Raw genomic sequence first — 24,622 nt, forward strand, 5'->3', positions numbered from 1 at the left:
CCATGTGAGCATTGATCATAAAAAATGGATGAGATTTGCATCTCATCCATTTTTTTGGAAAGACCACTCAAATCAGCAGTCAATCAGTCAATCAATCAATTAGTCAATTGTCATGCACATAGCCATCGGCAATTTACCACTTTGGTTGATACTGCATAGACAACAACACATTACGAGGCGTTGAGTTGTAGCCATGCAAGGTTTCGTACTTGCGGTTAAACACGTTGCCCAAGGTCAAGCCCACTTTGACTTCTTTACTAACATCATAGAAAGCGGAAGCATTGAGTACGCCGTAGCCGCTCACGGTGCTGCTGCTGATGTCTTTCATGTCGCCTTGTGATTGCCAGTTCACCTGCGTTGACCATTTGCCCCACGCTTTGCCCAAACCAATGCTGGCCAAAACACGCGGTTGACGCAACAAGCGTGCGCCGGTGTCGCGGTTTTTAACCTCTTGATAGGTCAAACCCACATCCGCTGTCCAGCCATTGCGTTTGTATGAGCCGATCCATTCAACACCCCGCACTTTAGCGCGGGCGATGTTGCCCACAGTCCAAGTGGTTGCATCATAGGCAATTTTATTGCGATAACGGTTTTCAAATGCAGTCAAACGGCTGGTGTAAGTGTCGTCGCTGTATTGCACGCCGATTTGGCCATAATTTGAATATTCAGCCTTCAAATTGGGGTTGCCGTATGCGCTGTACAAATCGTTTAAAGTCGGAGCGGAGAAACCATTGCTGTAACCCGCCAACACGCGCCAATTGGTGTTCAAATCAAAACCATAGTTAATGGCAGCAGTGTTTTCACGGTTCATGTTCGACAATTTGTCCGTGCGTGCATTCAATTGCAGGTGATGGCGTGCTTTGTCAAGCATGTAACCCGCCCAAATGCTGGTGGTGCCGCGCCCAGTGTTGCTGTATTGGCTGTCGGTGGTCAAGCGTTGCTGTGTGCGTGAGATGCCAACGATGAAGTCGCCTGCGTTGGTGTGCACATCATTTTGCCAAGAAATTTCTTTGCTGCGTGCTTTATACAGGCTGTGACCATCGGTCCATGTCGGTGCGCTGTCGTAATCATCGGTGCGATCGGTGTATTGTGACACACGCACACTGCTTTTCCAGTTGTCGGTCAAACGGTTGTTGGCGTACAGGCTGATGTTTTGAACACGTGTTTCATTGTTTTGCAACGCCGTTGTGCTGGATGCATAGGCATCGTCGTAGTTGTTTTTACCACGGCTGTCAAAAAACTTGAGGCCAAACTCATTATTGGCATTCGGGCGATAGCGCACACTGCCGTTTGCACTGTTGTTTTTATAGCCGTCTTTGTCGGGGTTCACATTGCTGTAAGCATTGGTCGGATGCTGTGCGCTGGTCGACTTCTCTTCATCATGTGAAATACCAAAAGTGGCTTGTACCGTGTCGCTACCGCCGCGCACTTGAGCCGAAGCTTGACGTTGGCCGTGGCTGCCGATCGCGAAGCGGATAGTGGCATCCTGACCGCTGCCCACTTTGCGTGTGAACACTTGCACAACACCACCTGTGGCTTGTGAACCATACAATGCTGACACGTTACCACGCACAATTTCAATGCGCTCAATCGCCGCCAAAGGAATTTGTTCCAACGCGCCCGTGCCCGATGACAAGCTGTTCATCGACACGCCATCAATCAACACCAAGGTGTGGCGCGGATCGCCGCCACGGATATTGACGCTAACAGTTTTTCCTTGCGTGCCATATTGACGAACCACCACCCCTGCCTGCATTTTGAGCAAGCTCGCCACATCCGATACAGGCGCTTTTTCAATGTCCGCACGGCTAATGACCGTGGTGCTGGGCAAGGCATCGCTGACAACTTGCTCACTGCGCGCAGCAGTGACCACCACTTCAGATGCTTCTGCGGTTGTTTGAGCGTAGGCCACATTCATGCCACCGATTAAGGCACATGCGCTGGCGACCGCATGGGCGATGAGGCGTGTGTTTAAAGGTGAATGGCCTGAGTGAGAATTGAATGTTAAAGTGCGCGCGCGCACGCTTTTTTTGCACGCCGAGCGCGTGCTGTGATTGAACAATGTCATGTCAGAATTCCTCGACTTTGCGACCCGCAAAGTGTGGGTTAGAAGAAAAACGTGCATTTTAAGTCAAAACACACGCCATTCATCGGCCGGTCTCCGGGCTGGCCCATGACGCAGAACACCTTCCCATTTAAATGTTGTTGTCACAGCAAGGTGACACATGGATTCAAACAGTGGTTATCGTTCCGCGCAGATTCAAGCACATAAGGTTTCATGCGCTGCAATCAGGGCATACCGTTGCGGGTGCAGCATGGTCAGGGGTGTGCGTTGTGCATCACCACCGCCGATTTCCCGTTTCACTCGCCTTTTTGTACAAAAAAAGGACAAGCACCGATGGGTGCGCACACTTTACGATAAGCATCATGAAAAAGCAACGCCATTCTCACGCGCGTAAGCCGTAATTTCGAGTAAAATAAGCGACATTACCGCGCTGCATGGCCAATTTAGTTCTAAACTGTACAAAACAACGCGGCCTTTCGACAATGACACCGTTGTCTGCCAGAAAAAGCCCATACCATGCTCACACCACTCAAAACCCTTGAACAAAAACTGGAACTGCTGATCACAGCGGTTAAACAGACCCGCAACGAAAACCTCGTTTTGCGACAAGACAATTACACCTTGCATTTACAGAACCAACAGTTACTTGAGCGCATGAGCCAAGCACAAGAACGCCTTGACTTGTTGTTGCACTCACTTGAGCAACGCGTTGATGCGCCACCTTCAGAAGGGAACAATTGATGAACACTGTTGTGAAAAAAGAAACTTTGAATGTCTCTATCTTGGGACGCAGCTACACATTGCTCTGTTCACCCGATGAAAAGGCATCGTTACTGGCGTCTGTGGCATTGGTTGATCAAAAGATGCAAACCATCAACCAGCAAATGGGGTTATCGGGTCACGATAAAATCGCGGTGTTTGCGGCCTTACAAATTGCGCACGAGTTGCTGCAACACAATTTACACAACCATGCGAGCATTGAGGCCGCACAACGCATCAATGCCATGAACAATGCGATTGATGAGGTCATGAGCGTGCCGCAAACACCTTTGTTTTAAACGGATGCACTGCGTGCTTCGGCACTTCTCTGCGCTCGTCCGCATGTTTACCTGATCAATAAAACGCTGGCCGAGCTCGTCAGCGTTTTTTAACACCTTCTTTTGGAACCACCATGGCACAATGCCCTTCTGCTCAAGCGGCTCAAAAGACTTTGTTCACCATCTTTGCATTGCTCGGCATGATGAATGGCTTGTGGGCGGCGTCGATCCCATTGTTGCAAAAACGCCTCAATTTGACCGCAGACATCCTGGGCTTAAGCATGTTTTGCTTTGCATTGGGCGCAATGCTGGCGACTTTTGTGGTGCCCAAATACATCCTGCGCCACAGCACACGCTGGGTCATGATGGTGAGCGCCACCATCATTTGGCTGACGTTTCCATTGATGCTGGACGCATCGAGTTTGAGCACGCTGTTGCCCATCAATGTCGCAGTGGGCTTTGGCTTTGGGGCGATGGATGCTTCAATGAACAGCCACGCATTCAATGTTGAACATTTTTTACAAAAACCAACCATGTCTTTACTTCACGCAGGCTGGAGTGTGGGCACCATTGTCGGCAGTGCAGCGGTGGCGGCAGTGTTGTATTTGAGCATGCCCTACATGGGCAGCATGTATGCCATCTGCATCGCGGCTTTGGCACTCATGTGGACGCTTCGCCAATGGTGCTATGCGCACGATTTCCAAGCCTCAGACACGGCCGATGCACTGACCAACAGCACGCGCTTACCATTCACTTTAATTGTCATTGCCATCATGACGGCTTTAAGCTTTTTCACTGAAGGCGCCATTTCGGATTGGGCGGGCTTATTTTTGCGCGATGACAAATTCGCGTCGCCCACCCAAACGGCGCTGTCGCTGGCAGCATTTTCTATTGGAATGACCTTTGCACGGTTTCGAGGTGATGCTTGGCGTGCACGATTTTCAATTCTACCGTTGCTGCGAGCCAGTTGTGGCGGTGCGGCTTTAGCGACCCTGGCTTTTATTGCATCCCCCAATGCACCGCTTGCCTTGTTGAGCCTCGCTGTTGCTGGCGTGTGCAGTGCAAACATTGTGCCGCTGCTGTTTGTGCGAGCAGGGCACATTGAGGGTGTGCCTTCCGCTCGCGGCGTGGCTTATGTGGCAGGCATGGGTTATGCCAGCTTACTGGGTGGCCCCGCATTATTGGGCTATCTCGCCCACCATTGGAGCCTATCCGCTTCTTTCTTCATTGTCGTCTCATGTAATGTGATTTTGTTTCTTGAAGCATTTTGGCGCATGAAACAACAACGCTGAACATTGTCATTGCCATAAAAAAACCGCACATCGTCGAATGTACAGTTTTTTAATCACAGCCAGCCTGAACACTATATTTGTGCACCAAAATTTGGGTCACGTCGATCCATTTCACCGCGTCCCAACTCATGATCAGGAATCGCCAAATCTTTGCTGGTCACACCCAGCCACATGGCAATCGCAGCGGCCACAAAGACCGATGAATAAATACCAAAGCAAATGCCAATGGTCAAAGCCAATGCAAAGTAATGCAACGTCGGCCCACCAAAGAAGAACATCGCCAACACCACCAACTGCGTACAACCGTGGGTGATGATGGTTCGGCTGGTGGTCGATGTGATCGCATGATTCATCACAGCGGGGACACTCATGCCACGGCCTTTGGGATCACGGAACACCTCGCGGATTCGGTCAAAAATCACCACCGATTCATTCACCGAATACCCCAAGATCGCCAAAACCGCAGCCAGTACCGACAATGAAAACTCCCACTGAAAGAACGCAAAGAAGCCCAAAATAATCACCACGTCATGCAAGTTCGCAATGATGCCCGCCAGCGCAAATTTGAATTCAAAACGAAACGCAAGGTACAACACGATGCCAATGATCACAAACAACAACGCCTTACCGCCATCGGTGGCCAACTCCTTACCGATCTGCGGCCCCACAAATTCCGTGCGTTGCAGTTTAACCGTTGGATCTTGGGCTTGCAATGCGGTCAACACCTGCTCACTTTGGGTTTTACTCTCAACACCTTCTTTAATTGGCAAGCGAATCAACACATCGCGCGGGCTGCCAAAGTTTTGCACTTGTGCATCGGCATAACCAATTTTACTCAAGCTGTCACGAATGCTATCGACGTTCGCAGCCTGCGTGTATTGCACCTCGGTCAACGTGCCCCCCGTGAACTCGATGGAGAAATGCAAACCGCGATGAAACAAGAAAAATACCGCCAAAGCAAAAGTGGCGAATGAAATCACGTTGAATATCAACGCATTTTTCATGAAGTTAATGTCTTTTTTAAATCGGAAAAATTCCATTTTGAGACCCCTTATCCGATGTCAATTATTTTTTAGAAGGCGTTTTGACGCCACTGGTCACGTCAGTTGAAATGGCATCCGCCACTTCGCCACGCCACACTTGACCAATCGAAATGCTTGCCAGACGCGGACGACGGCCATACCAGAAATTCACCAAACCACGCGAGAAGAAGACCGATGAGAACATCGAGGTCAAAATCCCCAAACAATGCACCACGGCAAAACCTTTAATTGGCCCAGAGCCAAAAATCAACAACGCCAAACCCGCGATCAACGTGGTGATGTTCGAGTCCAAAATGGTGTCAAATGCATGCTTATAACCCAAATTAATCGCATTTGCAGGCGTGGCGCCATGGCGCAACTCTTCTCGCACGCGCTCGTTAATCAATACGTTGGAGTCAATCGCCATCCCCAAAGTCAATGCAATTGCGGCAATCCCCGGCAACGTCATGGTCGCACCCAACAAAGACAGCAAGGCGATGAGCAAAAACAAATTCATACCCAAGGAAATCACCGAGAAAATCCCAAACATGCGGTAATAAATGACCATGAAAATCGAAATCGCGATGAAACCATACAACAACGAATTGAAGCCTTTTTCAATGTTGTCCGCGCCCAATGAAGGCCCAACCGTGCGTTCATTGATGATGTCCATTGGCGCCGCCAATGAGCCTGAACGCAACAAGACCGCCAAATCATTCGCTTCTTCAGCCGATTTTGAACCTGTGATTTGGAAGTTTTCGCCAAACTCACTTTGAATCGTTGACAGGGAAATGATTTCGCCTTTGCCTTTTTCAAACAAAATCATCGCCATTGGCTTTTTAACATTGTCATGCGTGACTTGGCGCATGATTTTGCCACCCGCACTGTCCAAAGTCACTGACACTGCAGGTTGATTTTCTTGGGTGAACGACACAGTGGCATTGGTGATTGAATCACCCGAAACAACCACTTGCTTTTTCACAGCCGCTTCGCCCGTGCCATATTTGAATTTTTCATTGTTAAAACCTGTGCCCGTTTCAGCCAAACGAATTTGCAAAGTGGCGGTGCGGCCAATCAAATCCTTGGCACGCGCCGTGTCTTGCACACCAGGCAACTCAACCACAATGCGATCTGTGCCTTGCTGCTGCACAATCGGCTCGGCCACACCCAGCTCATTCACACGGTTGTGCAAAGTGCTGATGTTTTGCTTGATGGCATTGGTTTTAACCTCTGTGATCGCCGCGTCATTCATCGTGATGTTCAGGTTGTTGGCATTGGCGGTCACATTGAGGTCGGTGTGTTTTTGCAAAATCTCACTGCGTGCAGTATTCGCTGTTTCAGGCGAATCAAACATCAAAACCAACTGACCGTCTTTGTTATCGCTGTTCGCCACAACAAGGTTTTTTTCTTTCAAAGAGGCCGTCAGCTCATTTTGCAAACTGTCCAAACGCTTTTGAATCGCGCCATTCATGTCCACTTGCAATAAAAAATGCACGCCACCACGCAAATCCAAGCCAAGCGACATCGGATGTGCGCCCAACTTACTCAACCAATCGGGTGAATTGGACATCAAATTCAAAGCCGTGATGTATTCAGGCTCTTGCGGATTTGGATTCAGCGCTGCGCTCAAAGCCTCTTTTGCTTTGAGTTGGCTATCGGTGTCTTTAAAACGAATGCGAAATGAACCAACATTGCCATTTTGGGTGAAGTAAATGCCCGAATTGGTTAAATTTTGTGCGGTCAACACCGACTCAATCTTACTTTGCATTTGCTGCGTCACTTTTACGGTCGATTTACCCGCAGACACCTGCACTGCGGGTGCTTCACCAAAAAAATTGGGTGTGGTGTAAATCAGCCCGAACAACAACGCCACTAAAATTACTGCATACTTCCAAAACGGATAACGGTTCATGCCATCACTCACGTAAAAATTAATCATCTAAGGCAACCCAAGGAGGTGACTTTTCAGCAACCCCATTGTTCCCTCATAAACCACAAACCGCCATGACCACGAGTGCGGCAATGGCGGTTTATTTTAAAACGGCTGTTGAGCAACGCGAGTGAGCGACCTCATATACCGTCACTCACACCGTTACGCATACAACGGATTTTATTTGATTGAGCCCGTTGGCAAAATCGATTGCACTGCACCGCGTTGGAATTGCATTTCCACGCCTTTAGAGACTTCTAAAGTGATGAAATTGTCATCCGATTTGGTGATTTTGCCCACAACACCACCAATGGTAGCCACTTCGTCACCTTTTTTCAATGCAGCGAGCATGTTTTTGGTTTCTTTTTGGCGTTTCATTTGAGGACGAATCATCAGAAAATACAACAAAACGAACATCAAAATGAATGGCAAAAACTGGGCAATTGCACCACCCGATGTCATGTCAGCTGCTGTTTGCGCGTGTGCATCAGTGATAAAAAACATAGTAACTCCATATATAAAAATAATAAAAACAACGCGGTTGATTATAGCATCACTTCATGCATTGAGACATAAACCCGCAGCTAAACCTTGTTGCCCCACCTCAAAATCAACTTAAGCAATGCCACGCGCACGATTGGCATGAAACAGACGAACGACCTCGTCAAAATCATCATTATCCAGTCCATCGCGCAGCTCTTGCATGAGTTGCAAATAGTAATGCAAGTTATGGATGGTGTTGAGCTGCGCCCCCAACATTTCGTTCATTTTATGCAAATGGTGCAGATACGAACGGCTGAAGTTTTGACAAGCGTAACACGTGCACGTGTCATCAATGGGTGCGAGGTCTTGTTTGTAACGTGCGTTTTTGATTTTCACATCACCGAAACGTGTGAACAACCAACCATTGCGTGCATTGCGCGTCGGCATGACGCAATCAAACATGTCAATGCCCTGCTGAACGCCATAGACCAAATCCTCAGGCGTACCCACCCCCATGAGGTAACGGGGCTTATCTGCTGGCAATTGATGACCAATGTGTTCTAAAATGCGGTGAAACTCTTCTTTGGGCTCACCCACCGACAAGCCACCAATCGCGGTGCCATGAAAATCCAATTCATTCAAGCCCGCCAATGACACTTCGCGCAGGTGCTCATGCATGCCGCCTTGCACAATGCCAAACAAGGCATTCGGGTTTTCCTGAGCATTGAACTCATCCATCGAACGCTTCGCCCAACGCAAAGACATTTCCATCGACAACCGTGCGGTTTTTTCATCGGCTGGATACGGTGTGCATTCATCGAATTGCATGACAATGTCACTGTTCAACACGGTTTGAATTTGCATCGAGACTTCGGGCGTGAGGAATAATTTATCGCCATTCACGGGCGAACTGAACATCACGCCCTCTTCTGAAATTTTGCGCATGTCGCCAAGAGAAAACACCTGAAAACCACCCGAATCGGTCAAAATCGGTTTGTGCCAATTCATGAATTGATGCAAACCACCGTGGGTTTTGATCACATCCAAACCAGGGCGAAGCCACAAATGAAACGTATTGCCCAAAATGATTTGCGCATTAATGTCACCCAGCATGTCAGGGTTCATGCCTTTGACCGCACCATACGTGCCCACGGGCATAAAAATCGGTGTTTGCACTTCACCATGATTGAGGGTCATCGTGCCGCGACGCGCTTTGCCGCTGGTTTTGTGTAATTTAAAAGTTAAGCTCATAAAGTATCTTGTCGTGTCAGCAACATGGCATCGCCATAGCTAAAAAATCGGTAATCGTTGGCAATCGCATGATTATACGCGCCACGCATCGTGTGCACCCCACTGAACGCTGAAACCAACATCAGCAAAGTCGATTGGGGTAAGTGAAAATTTGTAATCAGCACGTCCACCAGCCGAAAACGATACGGTGGACGGATGAATAAACGCGTGTCTGCGCTTTGCGCAGCCAACTGCCACGCCGCCTCATGTTCAGGATTTTGCAAAGCCGCCGCCGACTCCAACGCCCGTAAACTGGTGGTGCCCACTGCAACCACGCGCCCGCCTTGGGCACGCGCTTGATTGATGAGCGCGGCGGTTTCCTCGGGAACCTCAAACCATTCCTGATGCATCACATGCGCATCAAGGTCATCGGTTTGAACAGGCAAAAACGTGCCCGCGCCCACATGCAAAGTCACATACGCCAGCCGCACACCTTTGTCCTGCAAAGCTTTTAAAATGACCTCATCAAAATGCAGACCCGCTGTCGGCGCAGCCACCGCACCCGCATGTTCAGCAAACACCGTTTGATAACGCGTTTCATCAAAATCATCCGCCGCGTGATCGATGTATGGTGGCAAGGGCAAATGCCCGTGCGCATCCAACATCTCAAGCAACGGCGCATCGCTGCGCAATTGATAAAAACGATCATTTTTCGCCAGCACCGTGAAATGAAATGCACCATTGATGTTCAATGCCGAGCCAATCGCAGGCGTTTTTGACGCACGAATTTGCGCAATGCATTCATTGCTCGCCGTGATGCGATCCAGCATCACCTCAACCTTACCACCACTGGCTTTTTGCCCAAACAACCGCGCCTTGATGACTTTGGTGTTGTTCATGACCAACACATCGCCTTGATGCAAATGGGCGATGATGTCGCTGAAATGCCCATCCGCCAATTCACCGTCACTCACCATCAACAAACGGCTCGCGCTGCGCTCGGCAGCAGGCATCTGCGCAATCAACGCATCAGGCAATTCATAATTAAAATGCGCCAGCGTCAACTTTGCCCAATCATCGGGCAAAGCTGTGGAAAACGCATTTAAAGGATTTTGACCACTTTGAGACATATAAAAATCGACCTTTTTTATATTTAAAACATTGAGAAAAAACAAAGCAAATAAAGTGAATGGTTATGCCTCGTACGGCACATCCATCAACAACACACGCACATCCTGCGTATTCAACAATTTTGCATCCGACAGATTACGCCGCCATGCACGCGCACCCGCCACACCATGATATAAATTCAACCAATGGCGCGCCATATTGCGCAAAGGCACGCCCTGGCTCATCTGCGCTTCGGCGTACACCATCAACTGATCCAAAATCGCTCGACGGCTGGGCGGCTCAGAAGCCACACCAAACACCTGCGCGTCCACTTTCGCCAGCCAATACGGATCGTGATACGCCTGCCGCCCGACCATCACACCATCGACATGCTGCAACTGTTCTGCAATGGTCTCAAAATCAGCGATGCCGCCATTGATTAAAATATTCAACTGCGGAAAATCGCGTTTCAACTGATGCACCACCTCATAACGCAACGGCGGAATATCGCGATTCTCTTTCGGCGACAAACCCTTCAACCATGCATTACGTGCATGCACAATAAACGTCGTGCAACCCGCCTCGCTGACCGCACCCACAAAATCACGGACAAACCCATAGTCTTCATGTTTGTCCAAACCAATCCGATGCTTCACCGTCACATCAATGCCACACGCATCCCGCATCGCTTTGACACCATCCGCCACCAAAGCAGGCTCATTCATCAAGCACGCACCAAACGAACCGCTTTGTACGCGCTCCGATGGGCAGCCACAATTGATGTTGATTTCATCGTAGCCCCAGCCTTCCGCGATCTTGGCACACTTCGCCAGCGCATCCACATCACTGCCGCCGACTTGCAATGCAAGTGGATGCTCACTTACATCAAAATCCAAATGACGCACCGTATCGCCGTGAATGATGGCATTCACATTGACCATTTCGGTGTACAACAAAGCGTTTTTACTGAGCACACGGTGAAAATAACGGCAATGCCGATCTGTCCAATCCAGCATCGGCGCAACAGAAAAACGGCGTGCAACAGCAAGCGGCGTGGATGCTTGAAAAGCAGCAACAGGTAAAACGTTCATGACAAAAGCCCGTATGCAAGCATGCACATCGCAAAGAAGAACACACGCCTTTGCAATGCTTAGCAATGTTTAAATGATGAAAATTGGATGTAAACGCAACAAAGCCCCAAATGTCAGACATTCGGGGCTTTGTATAAATTTGGTAGGCGATATTGGTTAAATAAAAACAAATTAAGCAGATGATTTTAAAGGTGTTATTTAAACCACATTAATCAATAAACCCCAAAAAACACCCCAAAGCCCTTAGTAATTACATAAAACCCAAAACCACTTAAAGAAGCATCATTGTAGCGAGCTACTAAACCAAAGTCAATTAAGCGGCATGCAGGCGCATTAAAACAACCCCACAGGCTCTTTCGAGCGATCCCACGAGTAAATAATCAACTCTGTGACTTTTTGAGTTTTATCACCACTTGGCAAGCAGTATTCAAACGGCACTTCTTCAATTTCAAATCCTGCAAACAGTTCGCGAATGGCGGGATGGTCTTTGTGGCTGACGATGCCTTTGCCTTGCATGGTTTTCATCGCTTCAGCGATTTTGACGTACTCGTCCCACGCAAAATCCACGCCATACCCCTCGGTTTCCCAGTAGGGCGGGTCGAAATAAAACAGGGTATCGGGGCGGTCGAAACGCTTAAACACTTTTGACCAGTCATCATTTTCAATGTATGTGGTGCACAGCCGCAAATGCGCGGCCGAAAGCTTTTCTTCGATGCGCAGCAAATTAACAGGCGGCGCGGACGGGGCGAAGCCCCAATGCTGGCCGTCCACTTTTGCGCCAAAGCAGTGGGATTGCAGGTAGAAAAACCGCGCGGCGCGCTGAATGTCGGTTAACGTGCGCGATGGGGTTTCTTTGAGCCATTCAAAAATTTGGCGGCTTGAAATAGAATATTTGAACTGCCTGACAAACTCTTCGAGGTGGTTTTGTACAACTCGGTATAAATTGACAACATCGCCGTTAACATCGTTAATAACCTCGACTTTAGCAGGCATTTGCCGCATAAAATACAGGGCTGCGCCGCCCGCGAACAGCTCAACATAGCAGTTGTGCGCTGGGAATCGGGACAATAAAACATCGGCGAGGCGGCGTTTGCCACCCATCCACGGGATGATCGGTTGTGCTTGCATGTGATTTTTGCCTTTACAAAAGTAAATGACTCGACGATAATGCCCGTCCTGCATGTGGGATCAGGGGCTTCGTTCGAGCTTGTGCGTAAATCACGAGGGAGATTGGTGCAGTGTTGCTACAACAACACTGCACCACCTCTGTTTAATAATTAATTGTTAGTTGTCAGTCGCCGCGTACGTCATGTTTGCAGCCACACGACGCACCCAACCTTTGCCAAACGTTGTAAAAGTGCTTAGATTAGTGTAAAAAACCAGTCGTTCTGCATTAAACGCTAGAAGCACATCGTTTCGATCTTTTGACGCAATCGCTGCCAACGTCAAAGCCCCAATCGACCCATCATCCACCACGCCAACCGCGCGTTGCAACATTCGGATCGCATTGCCAATACCATGATTGACCGCCGCATCAAACAATTGAAAACCAATCGATTCATCGTATTTATCCGCGCTGGCGCGCAGCCAAAATGCTTTGTAATAAATGTCCTTGGCTTGATCGCGCGACAGTTGGCGCATTGATCCGTTATAGCCGTGCGCCAAGGCAGTTCGCTTCGTCACGCCCCAGTTAGTCTCACCACCCGGATCCCGCGAATCATTGACATAACCGCCCTCGTGGCCAATCAACCGCTCAAAAAACTCATCAAACTTGCTCATTTATACCCTTTCAAGGCAAGATAAATTGCAAAAAAACCAAACAGCAACGACATCACAACAAATAAGGCTTCGACGTTGCAAAACATGCCAAAATACGACACCATGCTGGCCAGCCGCGCCCTTGTTTTTTTAAGGCTTACGACCAAATACAACACAGATAAGACCACAATCACCATCAAACTCAAGGGCGCACCCATTGGGCTAAACAACAGCTCAAGCTGCACATGCGCGGCCGCCACAGCGAGTAGCGTATGCAGTACAATCCAGTGCGCACCGCGCATCATGCTCAGCGAGCGCACACGACAAATGCACGCCGAGATGACAAAAGCGCACACAACCGCCCATGCCAAGCTTTCAAATGTGATGATCATTGCCCACCTCCATTGCTTAAAACGTCACGAATCTTTTTTAAAATTGCCGATTTTGTGGTGCCCGCAGTTAAAATGATTGCCGTCCCAGAACCGCCAACCACGCACAAATACAAAGTCATTGCCGCAGGTGGCTGAGCCCCATCGCCAAAAGCCATGCCAAACACGCCCCCAAAAAAGGCCGATGAAAAAATAAAAAGAACTGACTTGAGCCTACTGTGCTCGGAGGTCTCCCGCAGCGCATAAGTAATAAAAGCCCCCACAAAACCAAAAAAAAGACTCTTGTGATCAACACCGACCCATGACAACATAACGCTTGACAACGTTGCGGCAGCGGCCGCCGCGCTTGCTGCTACTTCTTTTTCGAGCATGGCTCCCCCTATCCATATCAATGTTTTAAAACAAACCCACCAAACATCAGCCCAATCACGCTTGATGTCCCGCCCACGCTCACATAACTATTGACGGATAATGTGGTGCTTGCTACTGGGATGTTGGCGGTCAATGTGCCCGTCACCGCCGTCATGCTGGTTAAATTGGTCACCTCGTAGCTGATGCCTGCAGCGCCAGCCACGCAAAACAAACGGACTTTATACGCATCGGCTCGATCAACCGACGGCCTTGGAAACGCCGCGCCAAGCCCGACCTTTGCCGCGGCCACCAAGCCCGCATTGCTCATGACGCTGAGATTGGCATCGCCCGCATCCCAGCCCACACCAATCATATTGACCAGCGTGGACGGGTTAACATCGGTCAAGGCCGCCGTGGCGTTGGTCAAACCAAAAAAGCCACGCGTTGTGCTTGTTGACGCACCCGTTGCGACGCTTGCAATCACGCTAAAATCAAATCCACCCACCGTCCCCGCGCCACGAAAACACTGTGCTGTTGTGGTGCGCACGCTGGCAATGGCATTGGTGGCCGCTGTGGTCACGAGGTAATCAATCCGCCGAATGGATGTGTGCTCACTGGCTGCAGAAAGGCTCGCAGCAGTGGCCGTCCCAACGGCCGTCACCGTACAGCCCGAGACCGTCACCGTCGCGCTACCCGCCACAGGCTGCGCATAAACGACTGGCAACAACATCGGCACCTCAATGACGTCAAAGGCTGATAACTCTTGAGTCTGCCCGCTAACATCAACGAGCGGAATGCGCACGGACATAGGTTAAGCCTTAACCAGCGTTGGTCCGCTTTGAAAATTAATGGACGACGCCGATGTCGCAAATCCGATGACTTGCACCAAGTTGCCTGACGACGCTGGAGCGGCACTCGCTGCCAAGCCAGCCGTTGTCGATAAAAAGACTTTGCCCGCTGTTTGCCCTGTCACTGCCGTGTTGGTGCCCTCAAAATAAACCGACGCTGAAGACCCGCTGGCGCAAGACGATAGGACAAATCCATGAGCCTCTTTGCCTGCCACCGTTGCATCAGCCTTGCGCACTTTTGCACCGCCGCTGTTCCAAACATTGACAAAATCACCCGCCGCCAAGGCCTCGCTGGCAATGATGCTACCCACATCCGCACCGACGCCCACGGGTAAAACGGTGAGGTCAATTTTTCCGGAAGGGTCAAGCAATACAACTTTACTAGCGTCCGTCGCGCCCGAACTGACGACTTTTGCATTCAAAATGGACGGGTCTAAAAAACCACCCGCTCCGAGCGCAACAAGTTTCTGCGCATCTATCGAACCCGCGCTCGTTGTTAACGCAGCCTCTTCGGTTTGCTGGCCTAAAATGTCCTTGATAAACTTTGTGGTGCTTTGCGTACCCATAATTAAAACTCTCCGTAAAATAAGGCGGACTGAAAATCAACCGCCAAAGTCTCAGCACTCAACGCAGTGCCAATCCGCCTACGCCAGATGGCGGCAGGGGGGTAAACTGGTGTTTGCGTCAAAACCCCGCCAATGCCAATAAAAACAGGCTTCCCCGCTTGAAAATCCCACCCGTTGTGGGTCAAATAGCCCGCCTCAATCAACTCAACCACGCCCCCAACGGATGAGGCATTTAATGTGATACCAGCCAATGAGTGAGCGTGCGCTGAATCCATCAGATCAATCTCAGCAACCGACCCATTGGCGGCATACACGGCAGCAACATGACCTGACAGAGCGTGCGATGCAACAGCAGTCTTTACGCCACCAGCCTCACCTTTTTCACCCCTCAAAAAAGGCACAAGGCTCAACACCACAGTGCTGTCTTTACTCACAAAACCCAGCCTTGCAGCCGCCTGCGCGTGCAGCTCAGCTGAAGTAGTATTATTTTGCTGGGCCGCAACAAGCTGCGCTGTTGGCACAAAAGTTAAAAGAGCACTACAGCAGGCTGGATCAGACATCCCAAAGTCCTTTTTCTAAGGTGATCGACGCTTTCACGGTGGGAACGTGCCGCCCCGAGCTGTCAATGTATCGCCCCTGAACCACATAACAGCCCGCGGGGAGGCTTGAGGTATCCGTAATAATGGCCGTAAAAAGCCCCTGCTCCGCATTGACTGCACGCACATCAAATTGACGGACGTGCGCACCACTGGCCGCCCACAGCTCAATACCCGTGCAATTTGACATATCCACAGGGAGTCCGCCTACGGCTGAAGCGAACTGATAGGCGAGGGCTATTGGCAATCCGGTGTACAAAACAGGAGTATTGGGCTGTTTAAGCATGGTTTGGCTCGATGTTTGTCTGTAATTGGCTTACAATTGAGAACCAATCATCGCAATTTGAGCACAGAGGTCTGCTGTTTTTACCTGCGCCGCCACCACACTCAAGCTTCCAAGCGTAAATTTTTGCATGCGCAGTCGCGACACCTCATTTAAGGCTGCATTGAATTGATCTGATTGAGCCAAAATCACATTGGCCGCATCCTCAACGCTCAAACCCGCCGCAACGGCAAAATCACTGACTTGATTCGCAGGAGTGCCTTTGTAGCCCGCGTCTTTAAACGCCAAAGCGGCCGCAGCTTTGGCCTTATACTCATCGCCAAAACGAGAGGCAACCGCGTACGTCTTTTCTGCCGCGACATCGATTTCTGTTTTAAAATCGGCAATGTCATCGGCATCAATGACTTGTTCAGCAATGCCCGCCTGCACCAGCTCAAGGCGGGTGAAATTGGCAAAAATTTTGCCATCATGCTGGATTGTGTAGAGTTTCATTTTTTTAACGCCTTAGAGTGATGTTAAGTTTGTCAACACGTCGGTGTATGACTTGGGATCCGCAGCCGCAGCCATGCCATTGAGCCAGCGGCCAGCCATATCTGACGTGTATGTCGTCGAGTAGAGATACAACTCAACACGCCCCTGACCGCGCGACTTCATCCAGCAGCCCACGCGACCCGCAGAAGTGATTGCACCTGAAAAAATATTAGATCGGATAGACAGATCTCCGAGCCCGCGGACTCGTAAAAATTCGGGCTGAGTGATCGGGGCGTTTGTGGGATTAAGCGGAAACACGACATTGAGCTGATCTGTGCTGATCGAGTTGTACCCATGCAACGACGCAAGGCTGCTGACCACTTTTGATCCAGCGGTGACACCATCATCAAACAAAGCCAGATTTAGGCTGTAGATGCTGCCATCAGTTTTACGTGCCGCCGACGTGATAAACGTTACACTGTTTTTTTTAAATGTGACCTCTGGGGCTTTAAGCGTGTAGTCGCCAACAATTTTAATCGTCAAAATGCCGCCGATCTGGGACAAGGTGGCGCATTTGGTCATAGTTGCGAATGCGGTGCCAGCCGTCAGCCCATCATTTGTATCCGACCCTGCAATTTCATCGAGGAAGCAAGTTTTTTCAAGCGCGGGCACCGCTGCAATGGCCGCAGCGACCGAGGCATTAATGCTGGCCATTTTTGTAGCGACCACCGCTGTCAAGTTGTTCTGTGCCTCAATCGCCTGAGTCAACAATTGATCTATTGTGGACATATCAATCCTATTCTAAAAATGAAAATTAATTAAAATCAATCGGTTGGTGGTGCAAAACGACATCAATGTTGCGACCAAACTGCGGGTGATGTCACTGTACTGCTGACCATTGAGATCTTCGATGATGCCACCCAAAAGCTCAACCTGCTCTTTTAAATATTCCGTGCGCTCTGCAAGTTGGCGCGTTGGTCGGTTGAGCACCCCCTCTGAAGGAGACTCTCCATTTTTAACGCCATCAATGAAATCAACGAATGATGGTGCGCTCACCTGCTCAATTGCTATACCTAAAACCATCAGCTCAACTCCAGCGTTAAATCATCTTGATTGATTAAATGACCATCGCCCACCTGCCAAGACTGGCCGATGTGCAAAGGGCTGCGATACCAAATGCGCACAAGGTGTTGGCTGGCGCGTTTTGTAGCGTTAATCGCCGAAACCACACGAGACACCATGCGCGGCGCAAGTGGATACGCTAACTCAACGCCAAAAGTGGCCCACTCATCGCCCAAAAACCAGCGCGTTTTGACAGGATCACTGCCGATGATCGATTGATCGCCAATTTTGCGACCGCACACGCGCTCGTATAATTTTGCCCCTGGATACCCCAGAGCCGCCAACATATTGACCACTGCATGTGGCGTGCCTTTGTGCGCCTGCACGTTTTCTGTTGTGCGCAGCACCGCGCGCTTGCGCGCCTCATCCCAGTTTGTATCCCACACATCCACATTGAGCGCATAAGCCAAATGCTCAAGCAGCTCAACAGGGCAAGCATCAGCGTCATAAAGGGTTGGGATGATGCGCGGCAACGGCTGCGCATCATAAGCATCTACCATTGCTTTTTCGAGGGTTGATGACCCACTCGGCAGCAGCGTGTGCAAAGTGCGCTCGGGCCGCATCAAAAGGTCGCGAGCCGTCGTCATAAATCCTCTCCCACAATCGACACTGCAATCCCCGTACAGCGCGCCGCTTGGGTCACCCCACACTCAATGTCAGTAAAAATAAGGTCTGTTTTTTGCACCCCATACACGTGCGCGGCCGCAATCAAGCCGCTGACAGTGATGTCATGCTCCAACTTAAAATGAGCCTCTGTGTACGCAGCCAACGCCGCCAATGCCGCAGCCCTAACCGCGATCTTGTCCCCACCTTTGTAAATGGTCAAATCCACCGCAACCTGATACTCAACGACAGTCGCAGGCGAGCAGCTGACCACATCCCCAATGGGGCGTAAGGTATCGATTGATAAATAAGCCTCAACTGCCGCGCACAGGCTTGGCGAGGCCACGCCGTTGTTATCTCGAGTCAAAACCGTCAAACGCACATCACCCGTGCGACTTGGACTGTAAACCGACGCGTCACGAATATTGCCGCTAACTGACAGGGCATGATACAAATAAGATCCCGCGCTGCCTGCTGTGGTATAGCCCTCGACGCGCAGTGTCAGGCGTAAGCGATAATCGTCATCAGACTCCATAACTGCAGGTGTGACAGGCGCCGTCCTCAAATCAGCAGGGACAATAACCAGTCGAGCCGTTTGCACCCGAGGGTGCGCACCGATGTGGTCCAGCATAGCCCCTACCGCGTAAGCCAGCAGGTTTTGACGGGTCTGGCTGGCATAATTTTGCAGGTCGAGCCATCGACGGTACGCCATCGCTTCCACCGCGACATAAACTGGATCGGCCTCGTGCACAATGTATGTTTCGCCCGTTTTTTTGATAAAAAATGCATTGACACCAGCGATCATTTCCGCCAATACATCCTCGTAACTGCCCACTTTGAGTAAATCAGGCATGGCAAGTTTGGACAAATCGACAGCTGCCAGCGTGGAGGCGGTGCTCGTGGTGAGGGTGTACGTCATGCGGCGCGCCCCAGCTCAAAATCAAGCGTAAACGGCACGCGCCGACCACTGCTGAGCAACACATCCAACCACAAATCAATGCGCACCTTACCGTCGGAGATCAAGCGCAAAGCCACGCTTTTGACTTTAACGCGAGGTTCCCAGCGTTTCAGGGCTTCCGCAACGGCGTAGTACACATCCGTGCGAAAACGCAAATTGACAGGTCGGTCAACCAGCCGCGGCAACATAGAGCCAAAGTCACGGCGCATGACACGCGAGCCAATGGGCGTGGTCAAAATGACCACAATCGATTGACTCAAGTGCCGCAAAGGAGTGAGGGCGCGCCCTGTGTATTTATCCATCATCATGGGGCGATTATGATGGGCATGGCTCAAAAAGTCCTGCCGCTATTTTGCGCGGGCTTTGCATTGACCTCTGAGGGATCGCATGCCTGTCATGACGATGACTCGTCTGATTCTTTGGCGTCAAAATCGGTCTTGCGACAGGCCTTCACTTTTTGGCTAAAACCAGAGTCGCTAAACGACGTGGATACACTTTTAACGACCCAGAGGCCGTTGACACGGGCGGGAAAACCGCTGGCATTGATCGGTGATTCAGCCATCATGCGTAAGTCTGCGACCATCTCAAAGCTCAGTTCATACTGCCCCAGCAGACGCACATCATATTTGGCCTGCGCAGCCGCTTGCGCCTCAGCATGGTTTTTAAATGGCTTTTTAATCCGATACACTGGATCACCATTGCCCACTTTGACCTCCTGCTGCTTGGCGTTTTTTTTATCTGACCAGTAGGCCACCACGCTGGCGTACACCTCGCGGCGCTGCTTTGTGTACGACCAATCGGGCTGTACCGAGTTCGCGACCACATCCACATCGATCACGGTCAACGGCTCACCCGTCGCGCTCACCGACGCTCCCCGCTCAACAAACACCAAATAGCCGCTGGCAGGCTTCGCCAACGCCCCGTATTGATCCGCCAGTCGGGTCATGAGGGTCAGGTCAGACTCAAACGATTGATCCAATTGCTCAATGACAATTTTTTTAAATTTTTCTGCAATGGCCGGCTTCAGACCGTTGCGCTCGGCAATTTCGGTCAAAATTTTACCGAGCTCGGTTTTTTTCCAACTTTGATTGCGCTGGGACTTGAGTGTTTTGACCATATCGGCACTTTTGCCCGACACCGTCATGGTACCGCCGCCCGACAGGCTATCCTCATCCACGCTAAACAAGCCCATGCGTTGTAGGGGCTGCCCCGCATAACCCATAAACACCTCAAGCTCCACATCTGCGGGCGGCTCATCCAGCATGTGGTCCCGATTGTCCAGCGTCAATGTGCACGAGTCCGCATGGATGCCCGCCTCATCGGTCACGTCAACTGATAAAATGCGATCATTGAACAACGCCGACGCGGGCGATCCATTGACCTTGATTTCAACAATAGGTTTCATACATCACCCCACAATCCACCGCGCGCAACTGATGATGGACTCACCGCCGTAGCGACAGGTGCATCGGGAAAAACCAAATCAATCCCGCGCGGCAAAATCGCGGGATAATCCAACACATGCGGGTTGGCCAAAACAACAGCCTCAATCATGTCATCGCGGCGATAGACCTTGGCGCACAGCACATCCAGCACATCCCCCTCTTTTGTTCGGTACGTGTAAGCCATTAAAACAACCCTTTCAACAAATCCACCACATCCACCTCGGTTAAATCGCTATCACCGTAATCATTACCGTAGGCGGCGATGCTGATGCTAAAGTCAATCTTTTTCGGTCGCCCAAACGCATCAAATGCCGTATGAGTTTCCGAGACGGACAAAATACAAAACTCACCCAGCACTTGCCCCATCCCATTGACCAACAAATAAGGTACGCCATCCCTGCCCATCGCCCGAATCTTGTCCATTTGCGCCACGCCACCCATGTACTCAGGGTAAATCACACCCGGCAACGTAAAAGCATCATCACCCATGCCCACAAATTGACGCGCAGGCGCGCGCATCAATCGCCGCTGCACTTGCCAATCAAAATCCGTCTGGCGTGACAGCTCTTGATGTACCGCGGCGGTGACGGTGAATGAAAAATCCCCAAGCCTCAGCAACACATGGCCCGACCCAATGCCCAATTTGGCCAACACATTCGCCGAAGAATCGTACAGGCCGCCATATCCAGCACCATCGGCCGCCGCCTCAATCCAGTCCCAATATTGTGTCATCCAATGTCTCCCAAATAGCTGCGTTTTTTCGCTGTTGTTTTAACCTCAATCGCACGCATGATTTTTTGCACCAGCGCCTCGCTGGACTCCCCTGCCTGCTGCGTGATGTGCCAGTGATGTACATCCCCCGCAGGATTGACAGCATGGCCTGCAGCCGCTTCTGAACGCCTAGCCACGCTTGGCTCATTGCTTCGCCGCACCACGCGCGCAGGGGGAACAGCCACCGCAGCTTGCACCATCACAGGCTTGGGCAAAACCGCAGCCAAATCACGGCCAAATTGGCCAAACAAAGGCAATTTTTGCAACATTGAACCGAGCATTTTTAACGGCGACGCAACCGCATCGTGGATCGGAAAATAGCCACGAGCGAATAAAGGCCCTCTGGTCACCGTATGGGCGTTGGGCTGCACCAGGCCAGGCAACACAATGCCCGCTAATTTTGGCGCAAAAGCCGCCGCAACTGAACGCGCCACACCCCCCATCTGGCGAAGCATGGGCGGTACGTTGCGAGCAACGCCAAGCCCCAAACCCGACATCACACCGCCGCCAATTTTTGCAAACACTTTTGAAGGTGAGTTAATACCAAACCCACCTTTAACCGTCCCCGTCACCATACCTGCCAGCTCGCTAAACTTTGACTTTAGCGCCTCCCACTTCTGCGACACGCCGTCAATCAAGCCCTGAATGATGTTGCGCCCAAACTCAGCAAATGCTGAAGGTAAATTTGAAAAAAACGATTTGATTTGCGCCACTTTGCCCGAGAAAAACGCCCCAACGTTCGACCAAACCGCCTTGATACCCTCCCATGCTGAAGCCATATTTGATTTAATCGATGACCACAAATTCAAAAACCACGGCTTGATTTTGCTCCAATTTCGCCAAATCAAATACGCACCACCTGCAATCACCATCACCGCAAGGCCGATCGGATTCATCAGCAGGGCGCGCCCCAAAAACATCACCGCACGCCCAGCCAAACCCAAACCGCGAAACAACGCACCACCCATCACGCGAGCCAAAGATCCACCAAGCTGCGTCACTGCGCCCAAACCCCGCCCCGCCAAGCGCAACCCCGACATCAAACCCGAAGCCCCTTTAAACACCAAAAACTTACCCACATTGACGGCTTTAAGTCCCAACGTTTTTGCAAAATTAAAACCTTTGAGCCCAAATGACTTACCCAAAGCCAGCCCTTTGCCCAAACCATTTTTTGCCGTTTGGTACGATTTGAGGCCACTTGCTTTTACCCAGTCAAACCCACTACCAAGCTTATTTTTAGCACTTTGGTATGATTTGAGACTGATTACCTGCGCCCAGTCCAAACCCTTGCCGCCCCATTTTTTAATACCAGAGCCAAGGCTTTGGCCAAAGTCCAGCAAGCCCGTCGGTACTTTAAGCGCCTGAAAAAAAGTAAACCACTTGCTCTTGCCCATCAATTTATTAACATCGCTCAAGGATTTAAATACCTTGTACCCGTCCTTTACCGTACTAAAAAACCGAATACCCTCACCCACCGTGGAACTAAAGATCAACTTGACACCACCCATTGCCATCTTCATTCCCAAAAAACCAGCCCCGATCGATACAACCGACTTAATCAAACCTTTGTTTGCAGAGACCCAAGGCATCAGTGTATTACCGACAAAATCATTCGCTGACTTAAAGCCCTCTTTTAAATCATCGCCAAAAACCGACCCCAAAGAAGCCGCCAAATTGAGCGCCGTGCCTGTTAAGCTCTCCCAAATGGTTTTGAGCGATTTACTCTGCTCAGCCATGCGCTCTTGCATGCTGGCCTGCTCATCCATTCTTTGCTTGTTTTCAGCCAGGCCTTTTGTCCCTTTTTCAGCGATGATCATGGCCGCACCTGCGGCCTCCGTGCCAAACACTTCGCCAGCAACGTTGATTGCTGCTTTTTCGCCCAACTTGTCTTTAATGATTTTGAGCTTTTCAAGTTCAGCGACCATGGCCTCTGGGCCTTTGTATTTCCCGTTTTTGTCATAAAACTGAAAATCAACGCCCGACTCCTCCATTTGGCCGCGCGCGACGGCTTTGTTGCCCTTGGTTGCCGTTTTCACGCCATCGACACCCTCACCCATGCGCTGCATCAATGCGCGTAAATTAGTACCCCACTGTGCCCCCTCAAGCCCTTTGGTCGCCCCCATGCCCTGTAAAGCGAGCATTTCTTTGGTTTTGTCCAAGCCCGCGATGTTGAGCACATTGGCGATGGGGGCGTCATACCTCATGCTATCCATCATATCTTGCGGCTTCATGCCAAAGGCATATCGTGCCCGCTGCACCAAATCGGCCGCAGCGCCCAACTCTTTGTCATTGATGCCGCGCGCCTCCATCAACTTAGCAATAAACTCACCGCCAAATTCCTGGCTTGTGCCCAGCAATACATTTAACTTCGCGGCAGATTCCAGCGCGCCATTTTTAATAACATCATCGGCAAGCCCCTGCTCTTTGAGCACGCGCCCAAGGTTCATAAAATCGGTCGTCGTGCCAGGCAGGGCATTGCCCAGCTCAAGGGCCTTCAATCGGATGCCTTCAAAAGCCTCAGAGACGCCACCGCCCGCCTTCATATAGGCCATTTTCATGTTTGTACTGGCTTCTTCTTGGTCCATAAAGGCCTTGACCGACCCAATGACGGGCGCAGCCACCGCCGCCCCCGTCATGGCGGTTTTGCGCACATCATTGACGATGCTCTGGCGGTAGACCTTGGCTTCTTGGTGTGCTCGCAGCGATTTGGTCAGTGCCTCACTGTTTTTTTTTGCGTCAAGCAAAGCGACCGACAATTGTTTATAATTGGCTATCTGTCTGACAGGGCCTGCAAAGCTGCCTTTATCAAACGCGACCTGCTCTTTTTTGAGCGATTTGAAATCGCGCTCCAACAGTTTGACCGTTGAGCCCAGTGAGTTCAGTGTGTTTTTGGCAGAACCAACAACACCGCTAAATGTGCCCGATAACGTGGCCCCTAAAACAACACCCAACGCTAAAGTTTTACTCATGGATAATTCTCGATTCGATATTTACGCCACCATGGGCTTGTTATTGACCATGTGGTTTGCAGGCTGCCTGCACTTCACCGCCAATTCTTGGGTCGGTGCGGCCTTTCTTTGCTTTCTCACACTGCCCGTTTTTGCCATCATCGCCACACCTTTAGGCGGTTTGATTGTGCTGGCCCTCAACGTCTTCGCCAATTCAAGTAAAAAAGCCGCAAAATAATCGCGGCTTTTTATC

The 24,622-nt window shown here is 50.5% G+C and carries 29 protein-coding genes and 1 riboswitch; of the genes, 4 read left to right on the forward strand and 25 right to left on the reverse strand.

Annotation, left to right across the window (positions count from 1 at the left end; translation table 11 throughout):
- Positions 1-133 precede the first annotated feature (133 nt).
- The gene (locus DTO96_RS11710; protein WP_192878995.1) at positions 134-2,068 is read right to left on the reverse strand and encodes a TonB-dependent receptor domain-containing protein; all 1,935 of its coding nucleotides are present in this window, start codon (positions 2,066-2,068) and stop codon (positions 134-136) included.
- Positions 2,069-2,135: 67 nt separating this feature from the next.
- Positions 2,136-2,415, reverse strand: a riboswitch (cobalamin riboswitch).
- Positions 2,416-2,581: 166 nt separating this feature from the next.
- On the opposite strand from DTO96_RS11710, the gene DTO96_RS11715 reads away from it, so the two are divergent.
- The 3 genes from DTO96_RS11715 (at position 2,582) to DTO96_RS11725 (ending at position 4,394) form a co-directional block, all read left to right on the forward strand.
- Positions 2,582-2,806: a hypothetical protein gene (locus DTO96_RS11715; protein WP_114563667.1), complete on the forward strand. Its 225-nt coding sequence runs from the start codon at positions 2,582-2,584 to the stop codon at positions 2,804-2,806.
- The gene (locus DTO96_RS11720; RefSeq protein ID WP_114563668.1) at positions 2,806-3,123 is read left to right on the forward strand and encodes a cell division protein ZapA; all 318 of its coding nucleotides are present in this window, start codon (positions 2,806-2,808) and stop codon (positions 3,121-3,123) included. The genes DTO96_RS11715 and DTO96_RS11720 overlap by 1 nt, the downstream gene beginning before the upstream one ends.
- Before the next feature lie 113 nt (positions 3,124-3,236).
- Positions 3,237-4,394, forward strand: a complete 1,158-nt coding sequence (locus tag DTO96_RS11725) for an MFS transporter (RefSeq protein ID WP_114563669.1) — start codon at positions 3,237-3,239, stop codon at positions 4,392-4,394.
- Between the two features lie 71 nt (positions 4,395-4,465).
- On the opposite strand, the gene secF is transcribed toward DTO96_RS11725, so the two are convergent.
- The 24 genes from secF to DTO96_RS11845 all read right to left on the reverse strand — a co-directional run bounded on the left by secF (position 4,466) and on the right by DTO96_RS11845 (position 24,390).
- Positions 4,466-5,434 carry a protein translocase subunit SecF gene (gene secF / locus DTO96_RS11730; protein ID WP_114563670.1) on the reverse strand — a complete coding sequence of 323 codons (969 nt, stop codon included), beginning with the start codon at positions 5,432-5,434 and terminating at the stop codon, positions 4,466-4,468.
- Between the two features lie 25 nt (positions 5,435-5,459).
- On the reverse strand, positions 5,460-7,328 hold the full coding sequence (secD, locus tag DTO96_RS11735; protein WP_114564048.1) for a protein translocase subunit SecD: 1,869 nt from the start codon (positions 7,326-7,328) through the stop codon (positions 5,460-5,462).
- Positions 7,329-7,526: 198 nt separating this feature from the next.
- Complete coding sequence (gene yajC / locus DTO96_RS11740) at positions 7,527-7,850, reverse strand: preprotein translocase subunit YajC (RefSeq protein WP_114563671.1); 324 nt, start codon at positions 7,848-7,850, stop codon at positions 7,527-7,529.
- A 111-nt stretch (positions 7,851-7,961) separates the two neighbouring features.
- Positions 7,962-9,080: a tRNA guanosine(34) transglycosylase Tgt gene (gene tgt, locus DTO96_RS11745; protein WP_114563672.1), complete on the reverse strand. Its 1,119-nt coding sequence runs from the start codon at positions 9,078-9,080 to the stop codon at positions 7,962-7,964.
- A complete protein-coding gene (gene queA, locus DTO96_RS11750) occupies positions 9,077-10,189 on the reverse strand; it encodes a tRNA preQ1(34) S-adenosylmethionine ribosyltransferase-isomerase QueA (RefSeq protein ID WP_114563673.1) in 1,113 nt (370 codons plus the stop codon). Before queA ends, tgt begins: the two co-directional genes overlap by 4 nt.
- Before the next feature lie 63 nt (positions 10,190-10,252).
- On the reverse strand, positions 10,253-11,260 hold the full coding sequence (dusA, locus tag DTO96_RS11755; RefSeq protein WP_114563674.1) for a tRNA dihydrouridine(20/20a) synthase DusA: 1,008 nt from the start codon (positions 11,258-11,260) through the stop codon (positions 10,253-10,255).
- Between the two features lie 333 nt (positions 11,261-11,593).
- Positions 11,594-12,388, reverse strand: a complete 795-nt coding sequence (locus DTO96_RS11760; RefSeq protein ID WP_114563675.1) for a DNA adenine methylase — start codon at positions 12,386-12,388, stop codon at positions 11,594-11,596.
- 156 nt (positions 12,389-12,544) lie between these two features.
- On the reverse strand, positions 12,545-13,039 hold the full coding sequence (locus DTO96_RS11765) for a glycoside hydrolase family 108 protein (RefSeq protein ID WP_114563676.1): 495 nt from the start codon (positions 13,037-13,039) through the stop codon (positions 12,545-12,547).
- Positions 13,036-13,410 carry a hypothetical protein gene (locus DTO96_RS11770; protein WP_114563677.1) on the reverse strand — a complete coding sequence of 125 codons (375 nt, stop codon included), beginning with the start codon at positions 13,408-13,410 and terminating at the stop codon, positions 13,036-13,038. The genes DTO96_RS11765 and DTO96_RS11770 overlap by 4 nt, the downstream gene beginning before the upstream one ends.
- Positions 13,407-13,778, reverse strand: a complete 372-nt coding sequence (locus DTO96_RS11775; protein WP_114563678.1) for a hypothetical protein — start codon at positions 13,776-13,778, stop codon at positions 13,407-13,409. Before DTO96_RS11775 ends, DTO96_RS11770 begins: the two co-directional genes overlap by 4 nt.
- A gap of 17 nt (positions 13,779-13,795) precedes the next feature.
- Entirely contained in the window at positions 13,796-14,566 is a 771-nt protein-coding gene (locus DTO96_RS11780; RefSeq protein WP_114563679.1) for a hypothetical protein, read from the reverse strand.
- 3 nt (positions 14,567-14,569) lie between these two features.
- The gene (locus tag DTO96_RS11785) at positions 14,570-15,172 is read right to left on the reverse strand and encodes a hypothetical protein (protein WP_114563680.1); all 603 of its coding nucleotides are present in this window, start codon (positions 15,170-15,172) and stop codon (positions 14,570-14,572) included.
- 2 nt (positions 15,173-15,174) lie between these two features.
- Positions 15,175-15,732 (reverse strand): hypothetical protein, encoded by a 558-nt coding sequence (locus tag DTO96_RS11790; RefSeq protein WP_114563681.1) that lies wholly within the window; start codon positions 15,730-15,732, stop codon positions 15,175-15,177.
- Positions 15,725-16,054: a hypothetical protein gene (locus tag DTO96_RS11795; RefSeq protein ID WP_114563682.1), complete on the reverse strand. Its 330-nt coding sequence runs from the start codon at positions 16,052-16,054 to the stop codon at positions 15,725-15,727. The genes DTO96_RS11790 and DTO96_RS11795 overlap by 8 nt, the downstream gene beginning before the upstream one ends.
- 30 nt (positions 16,055-16,084) lie before the next feature.
- Complete coding sequence (locus DTO96_RS11800; RefSeq protein WP_114563683.1) at positions 16,085-16,543, reverse strand: hypothetical protein; 459 nt, start codon at positions 16,541-16,543, stop codon at positions 16,085-16,087.
- Positions 16,544-16,555: 12 nt separating this feature from the next.
- A complete protein-coding gene (locus DTO96_RS11805) occupies positions 16,556-17,311 on the reverse strand; it encodes a hypothetical protein (RefSeq protein ID WP_114563684.1) in 756 nt (251 codons plus the stop codon).
- A 12-nt stretch (positions 17,312-17,323) separates the two neighbouring features.
- Entirely contained in the window at positions 17,324-17,605 is a 282-nt protein-coding gene (locus DTO96_RS11810) for a hypothetical protein (protein ID WP_114563685.1), read from the reverse strand.
- On the reverse strand, positions 17,605-18,231 hold the full coding sequence (locus tag DTO96_RS11815; RefSeq protein WP_114563686.1) for a phage tail protein I: 627 nt from the start codon (positions 18,229-18,231) through the stop codon (positions 17,605-17,607). The genes DTO96_RS11810 and DTO96_RS11815 overlap by 1 nt, the downstream gene beginning before the upstream one ends.
- Positions 18,228-19,166: a baseplate assembly protein gene (locus DTO96_RS11820; RefSeq protein WP_114563687.1), complete on the reverse strand. Its 939-nt coding sequence runs from the start codon at positions 19,164-19,166 to the stop codon at positions 18,228-18,230. The genes DTO96_RS11815 and DTO96_RS11820 overlap by 4 nt, the downstream gene beginning before the upstream one ends.
- Positions 19,163-19,513 carry a GPW/gp25 family protein gene (locus DTO96_RS11825; protein WP_225972510.1) on the reverse strand — a complete coding sequence of 117 codons (351 nt, stop codon included), beginning with the start codon at positions 19,511-19,513 and terminating at the stop codon, positions 19,163-19,165. Before DTO96_RS11825 ends, DTO96_RS11820 begins: the two co-directional genes overlap by 4 nt.
- Positions 19,514-19,599: 86 nt before the next feature.
- A complete protein-coding gene (locus DTO96_RS11830) occupies positions 19,600-20,610 on the reverse strand; it encodes a phage late control D family protein (protein WP_114563688.1) in 1,011 nt (336 codons plus the stop codon).
- Positions 20,607-20,834 carry a tail protein X gene (locus DTO96_RS11835; protein ID WP_114563689.1) on the reverse strand — a complete coding sequence of 76 codons (228 nt, stop codon included), beginning with the start codon at positions 20,832-20,834 and terminating at the stop codon, positions 20,607-20,609. The genes DTO96_RS11830 and DTO96_RS11835 overlap by 4 nt, the downstream gene beginning before the upstream one ends.
- Positions 20,834-21,382 (reverse strand): phage tail protein, encoded by a 549-nt coding sequence (locus DTO96_RS11840; protein ID WP_114563690.1) that lies wholly within the window; start codon positions 21,380-21,382, stop codon positions 20,834-20,836. Before DTO96_RS11840 ends, DTO96_RS11835 begins: the two co-directional genes overlap by 1 nt.
- Complete coding sequence (locus DTO96_RS11845) at positions 21,379-24,390, reverse strand: phage tail tape measure protein (RefSeq protein WP_114563691.1); 3,012 nt, start codon at positions 24,388-24,390, stop codon at positions 21,379-21,381. The genes DTO96_RS11840 and DTO96_RS11845 overlap by 4 nt, the downstream gene beginning before the upstream one ends.
- Here DTO96_RS11845 and DTO96_RS11850 point away from each other — a divergent pair.
- Entirely contained in the window at positions 24,389-24,607 is a 219-nt protein-coding gene (locus DTO96_RS11850; protein ID WP_114563692.1) for a hypothetical protein, read from the forward strand. The two genes, DTO96_RS11845 and DTO96_RS11850, sit on opposite strands and share 2 nt — an antisense overlap.
- Positions 24,608-24,622: the final 15 nt, after the last annotated feature.

The sequence above is a fragment of the Ephemeroptericola cinctiostellae genome, from assembly GCF_003339525.1.
Taxonomy (GTDB): Bacteria; Pseudomonadota; Gammaproteobacteria; order Burkholderiales; family Burkholderiaceae; genus Hydromonas; species Hydromonas cinctiostellae.

Coding starts and splice junctions, on each gene's coding strand:
- DTO96_RS11710 (WP_192878995.1), bottom strand. CDS start 2,068: ATGACATTGTTCAATCACAGCACGCGCTCGGCGTGCAAAAAAAGCGTG.
- dusA (WP_114563674.1), bottom strand. CDS start 11,260: ATGAACGTTTTACCTGTTGCTGCTTTTCAAGCATCCACGCCGCTTGCT.
- DTO96_RS11825 (WP_225972510.1), bottom strand. CDS start 19,513: ATGATGATGGATAAATACACAGGGCGCGCCCTCACTCCTTTGCGGCAC.
- DTO96_RS11795 (WP_114563682.1), bottom strand. CDS start 16,054: ATGCTTAAACAGCCCAATACTCCTGTTTTGTACACCGGATTGCCAATA.
- DTO96_RS11810 (WP_114563685.1), bottom strand. CDS start 17,605: ATGGTTTTAGGTATAGCAATTGAGCAGGTGAGCGCACCATCATTCGTT.
- DTO96_RS11840 (WP_114563690.1), bottom strand. CDS start 21,382: ATGACACAATATTGGGACTGGATTGAGGCGGCGGCCGATGGTGCTGGA.
- DTO96_RS11815 (WP_114563686.1), bottom strand. CDS start 18,231: ATGACGACGGCTCGCGACCTTTTGATGCGGCCCGAGCGCACTTTGCAC.
- secD (WP_114564048.1), bottom strand. CDS start 7,328: ATGAACCGTTATCCGTTTTGGAAGTATGCAGTAATTTTAGTGGCGTTG.
- DTO96_RS11720 (WP_114563668.1), top strand. CDS start 2,806: ATGAACACTGTTGTGAAAAAAGAAACTTTGAATGTCTCTATCTTGGGA.
- queA (WP_114563673.1), bottom strand. CDS start 10,189: ATGTCTCAAAGTGGTCAAAATCCTTTAAATGCGTTTTCCACAGCTTTG.
- DTO96_RS11765 (WP_114563676.1), bottom strand. CDS start 13,039: ATGAGCAAGTTTGATGAGTTTTTTGAGCGGTTGATTGGCCACGAGGGC.
- DTO96_RS11805 (WP_114563684.1), bottom strand. CDS start 17,311: ATGTCCACAATAGATCAATTGTTGACTCAGGCGATTGAGGCACAGAAC.
- yajC (WP_114563671.1), bottom strand. CDS start 7,850: ATGTTTTTTATCACTGATGCACACGCGCAAACAGCAGCTGACATGACA.
- DTO96_RS11850 (WP_114563692.1), top strand. CDS start 24,389: ATGGATAATTCTCGATTCGATATTTACGCCACCATGGGCTTGTTATTG.
- DTO96_RS11780 (WP_114563679.1), bottom strand. CDS start 14,566: ATGTCCGTGCGCATTCCGCTCGTTGATGTTAGCGGGCAGACTCAAGAG.
- DTO96_RS11835 (WP_114563689.1), bottom strand. CDS start 20,834: ATGGCTTACACGTACCGAACAAAAGAGGGGGATGTGCTGGATGTGCTG.
- DTO96_RS11785 (WP_114563680.1), bottom strand. CDS start 15,172: ATGGGTACGCAAAGCACCACAAAGTTTATCAAGGACATTTTAGGCCAG.
- DTO96_RS11775 (WP_114563678.1), bottom strand. CDS start 13,778: ATGCTCGAAAAAGAAGTAGCAGCAAGCGCGGCGGCCGCTGCCGCAACG.
- DTO96_RS11845 (WP_114563691.1), bottom strand. CDS start 24,390: ATGAGTAAAACTTTAGCGTTGGGTGTTGTTTTAGGGGCCACGTTATCG.
- DTO96_RS11830 (WP_114563688.1), bottom strand. CDS start 20,610: ATGAAACCTATTGTTGAAATCAAGGTCAATGGATCGCCCGCGTCGGCG.
- tgt (WP_114563672.1), bottom strand. CDS start 9,080: ATGAGCTTAACTTTTAAATTACACAAAACCAGCGGCAAAGCGCGTCGC.
- DTO96_RS11725 (WP_114563669.1), top strand. CDS start 3,237: ATGGCACAATGCCCTTCTGCTCAAGCGGCTCAAAAGACTTTGTTCACC.
- DTO96_RS11790 (WP_114563681.1), bottom strand. CDS start 15,732: ATGTCTGATCCAGCCTGCTGTAGTGCTCTTTTAACTTTTGTGCCAACA.
- DTO96_RS11820 (WP_114563687.1), bottom strand. CDS start 19,166: ATGACGTACACCCTCACCACGAGCACCGCCTCCACGCTGGCAGCTGTC.
- DTO96_RS11715 (WP_114563667.1), top strand. CDS start 2,582: ATGCTCACACCACTCAAAACCCTTGAACAAAAACTGGAACTGCTGATC.
- DTO96_RS11770 (WP_114563677.1), bottom strand. CDS start 13,410: ATGATCATCACATTTGAAAGCTTGGCATGGGCGGTTGTGTGCGCTTTT.
- DTO96_RS11760 (WP_114563675.1), bottom strand. CDS start 12,388: ATGCAAGCACAACCGATCATCCCGTGGATGGGTGGCAAACGCCGCCTC.
- DTO96_RS11800 (WP_114563683.1), bottom strand. CDS start 16,543: ATGAAACTCTACACAATCCAGCATGATGGCAAAATTTTTGCCAATTTC.
- secF (WP_114563670.1), bottom strand. CDS start 5,434: ATGGAATTTTTCCGATTTAAAAAAGACATTAACTTCATGAAAAATGCG.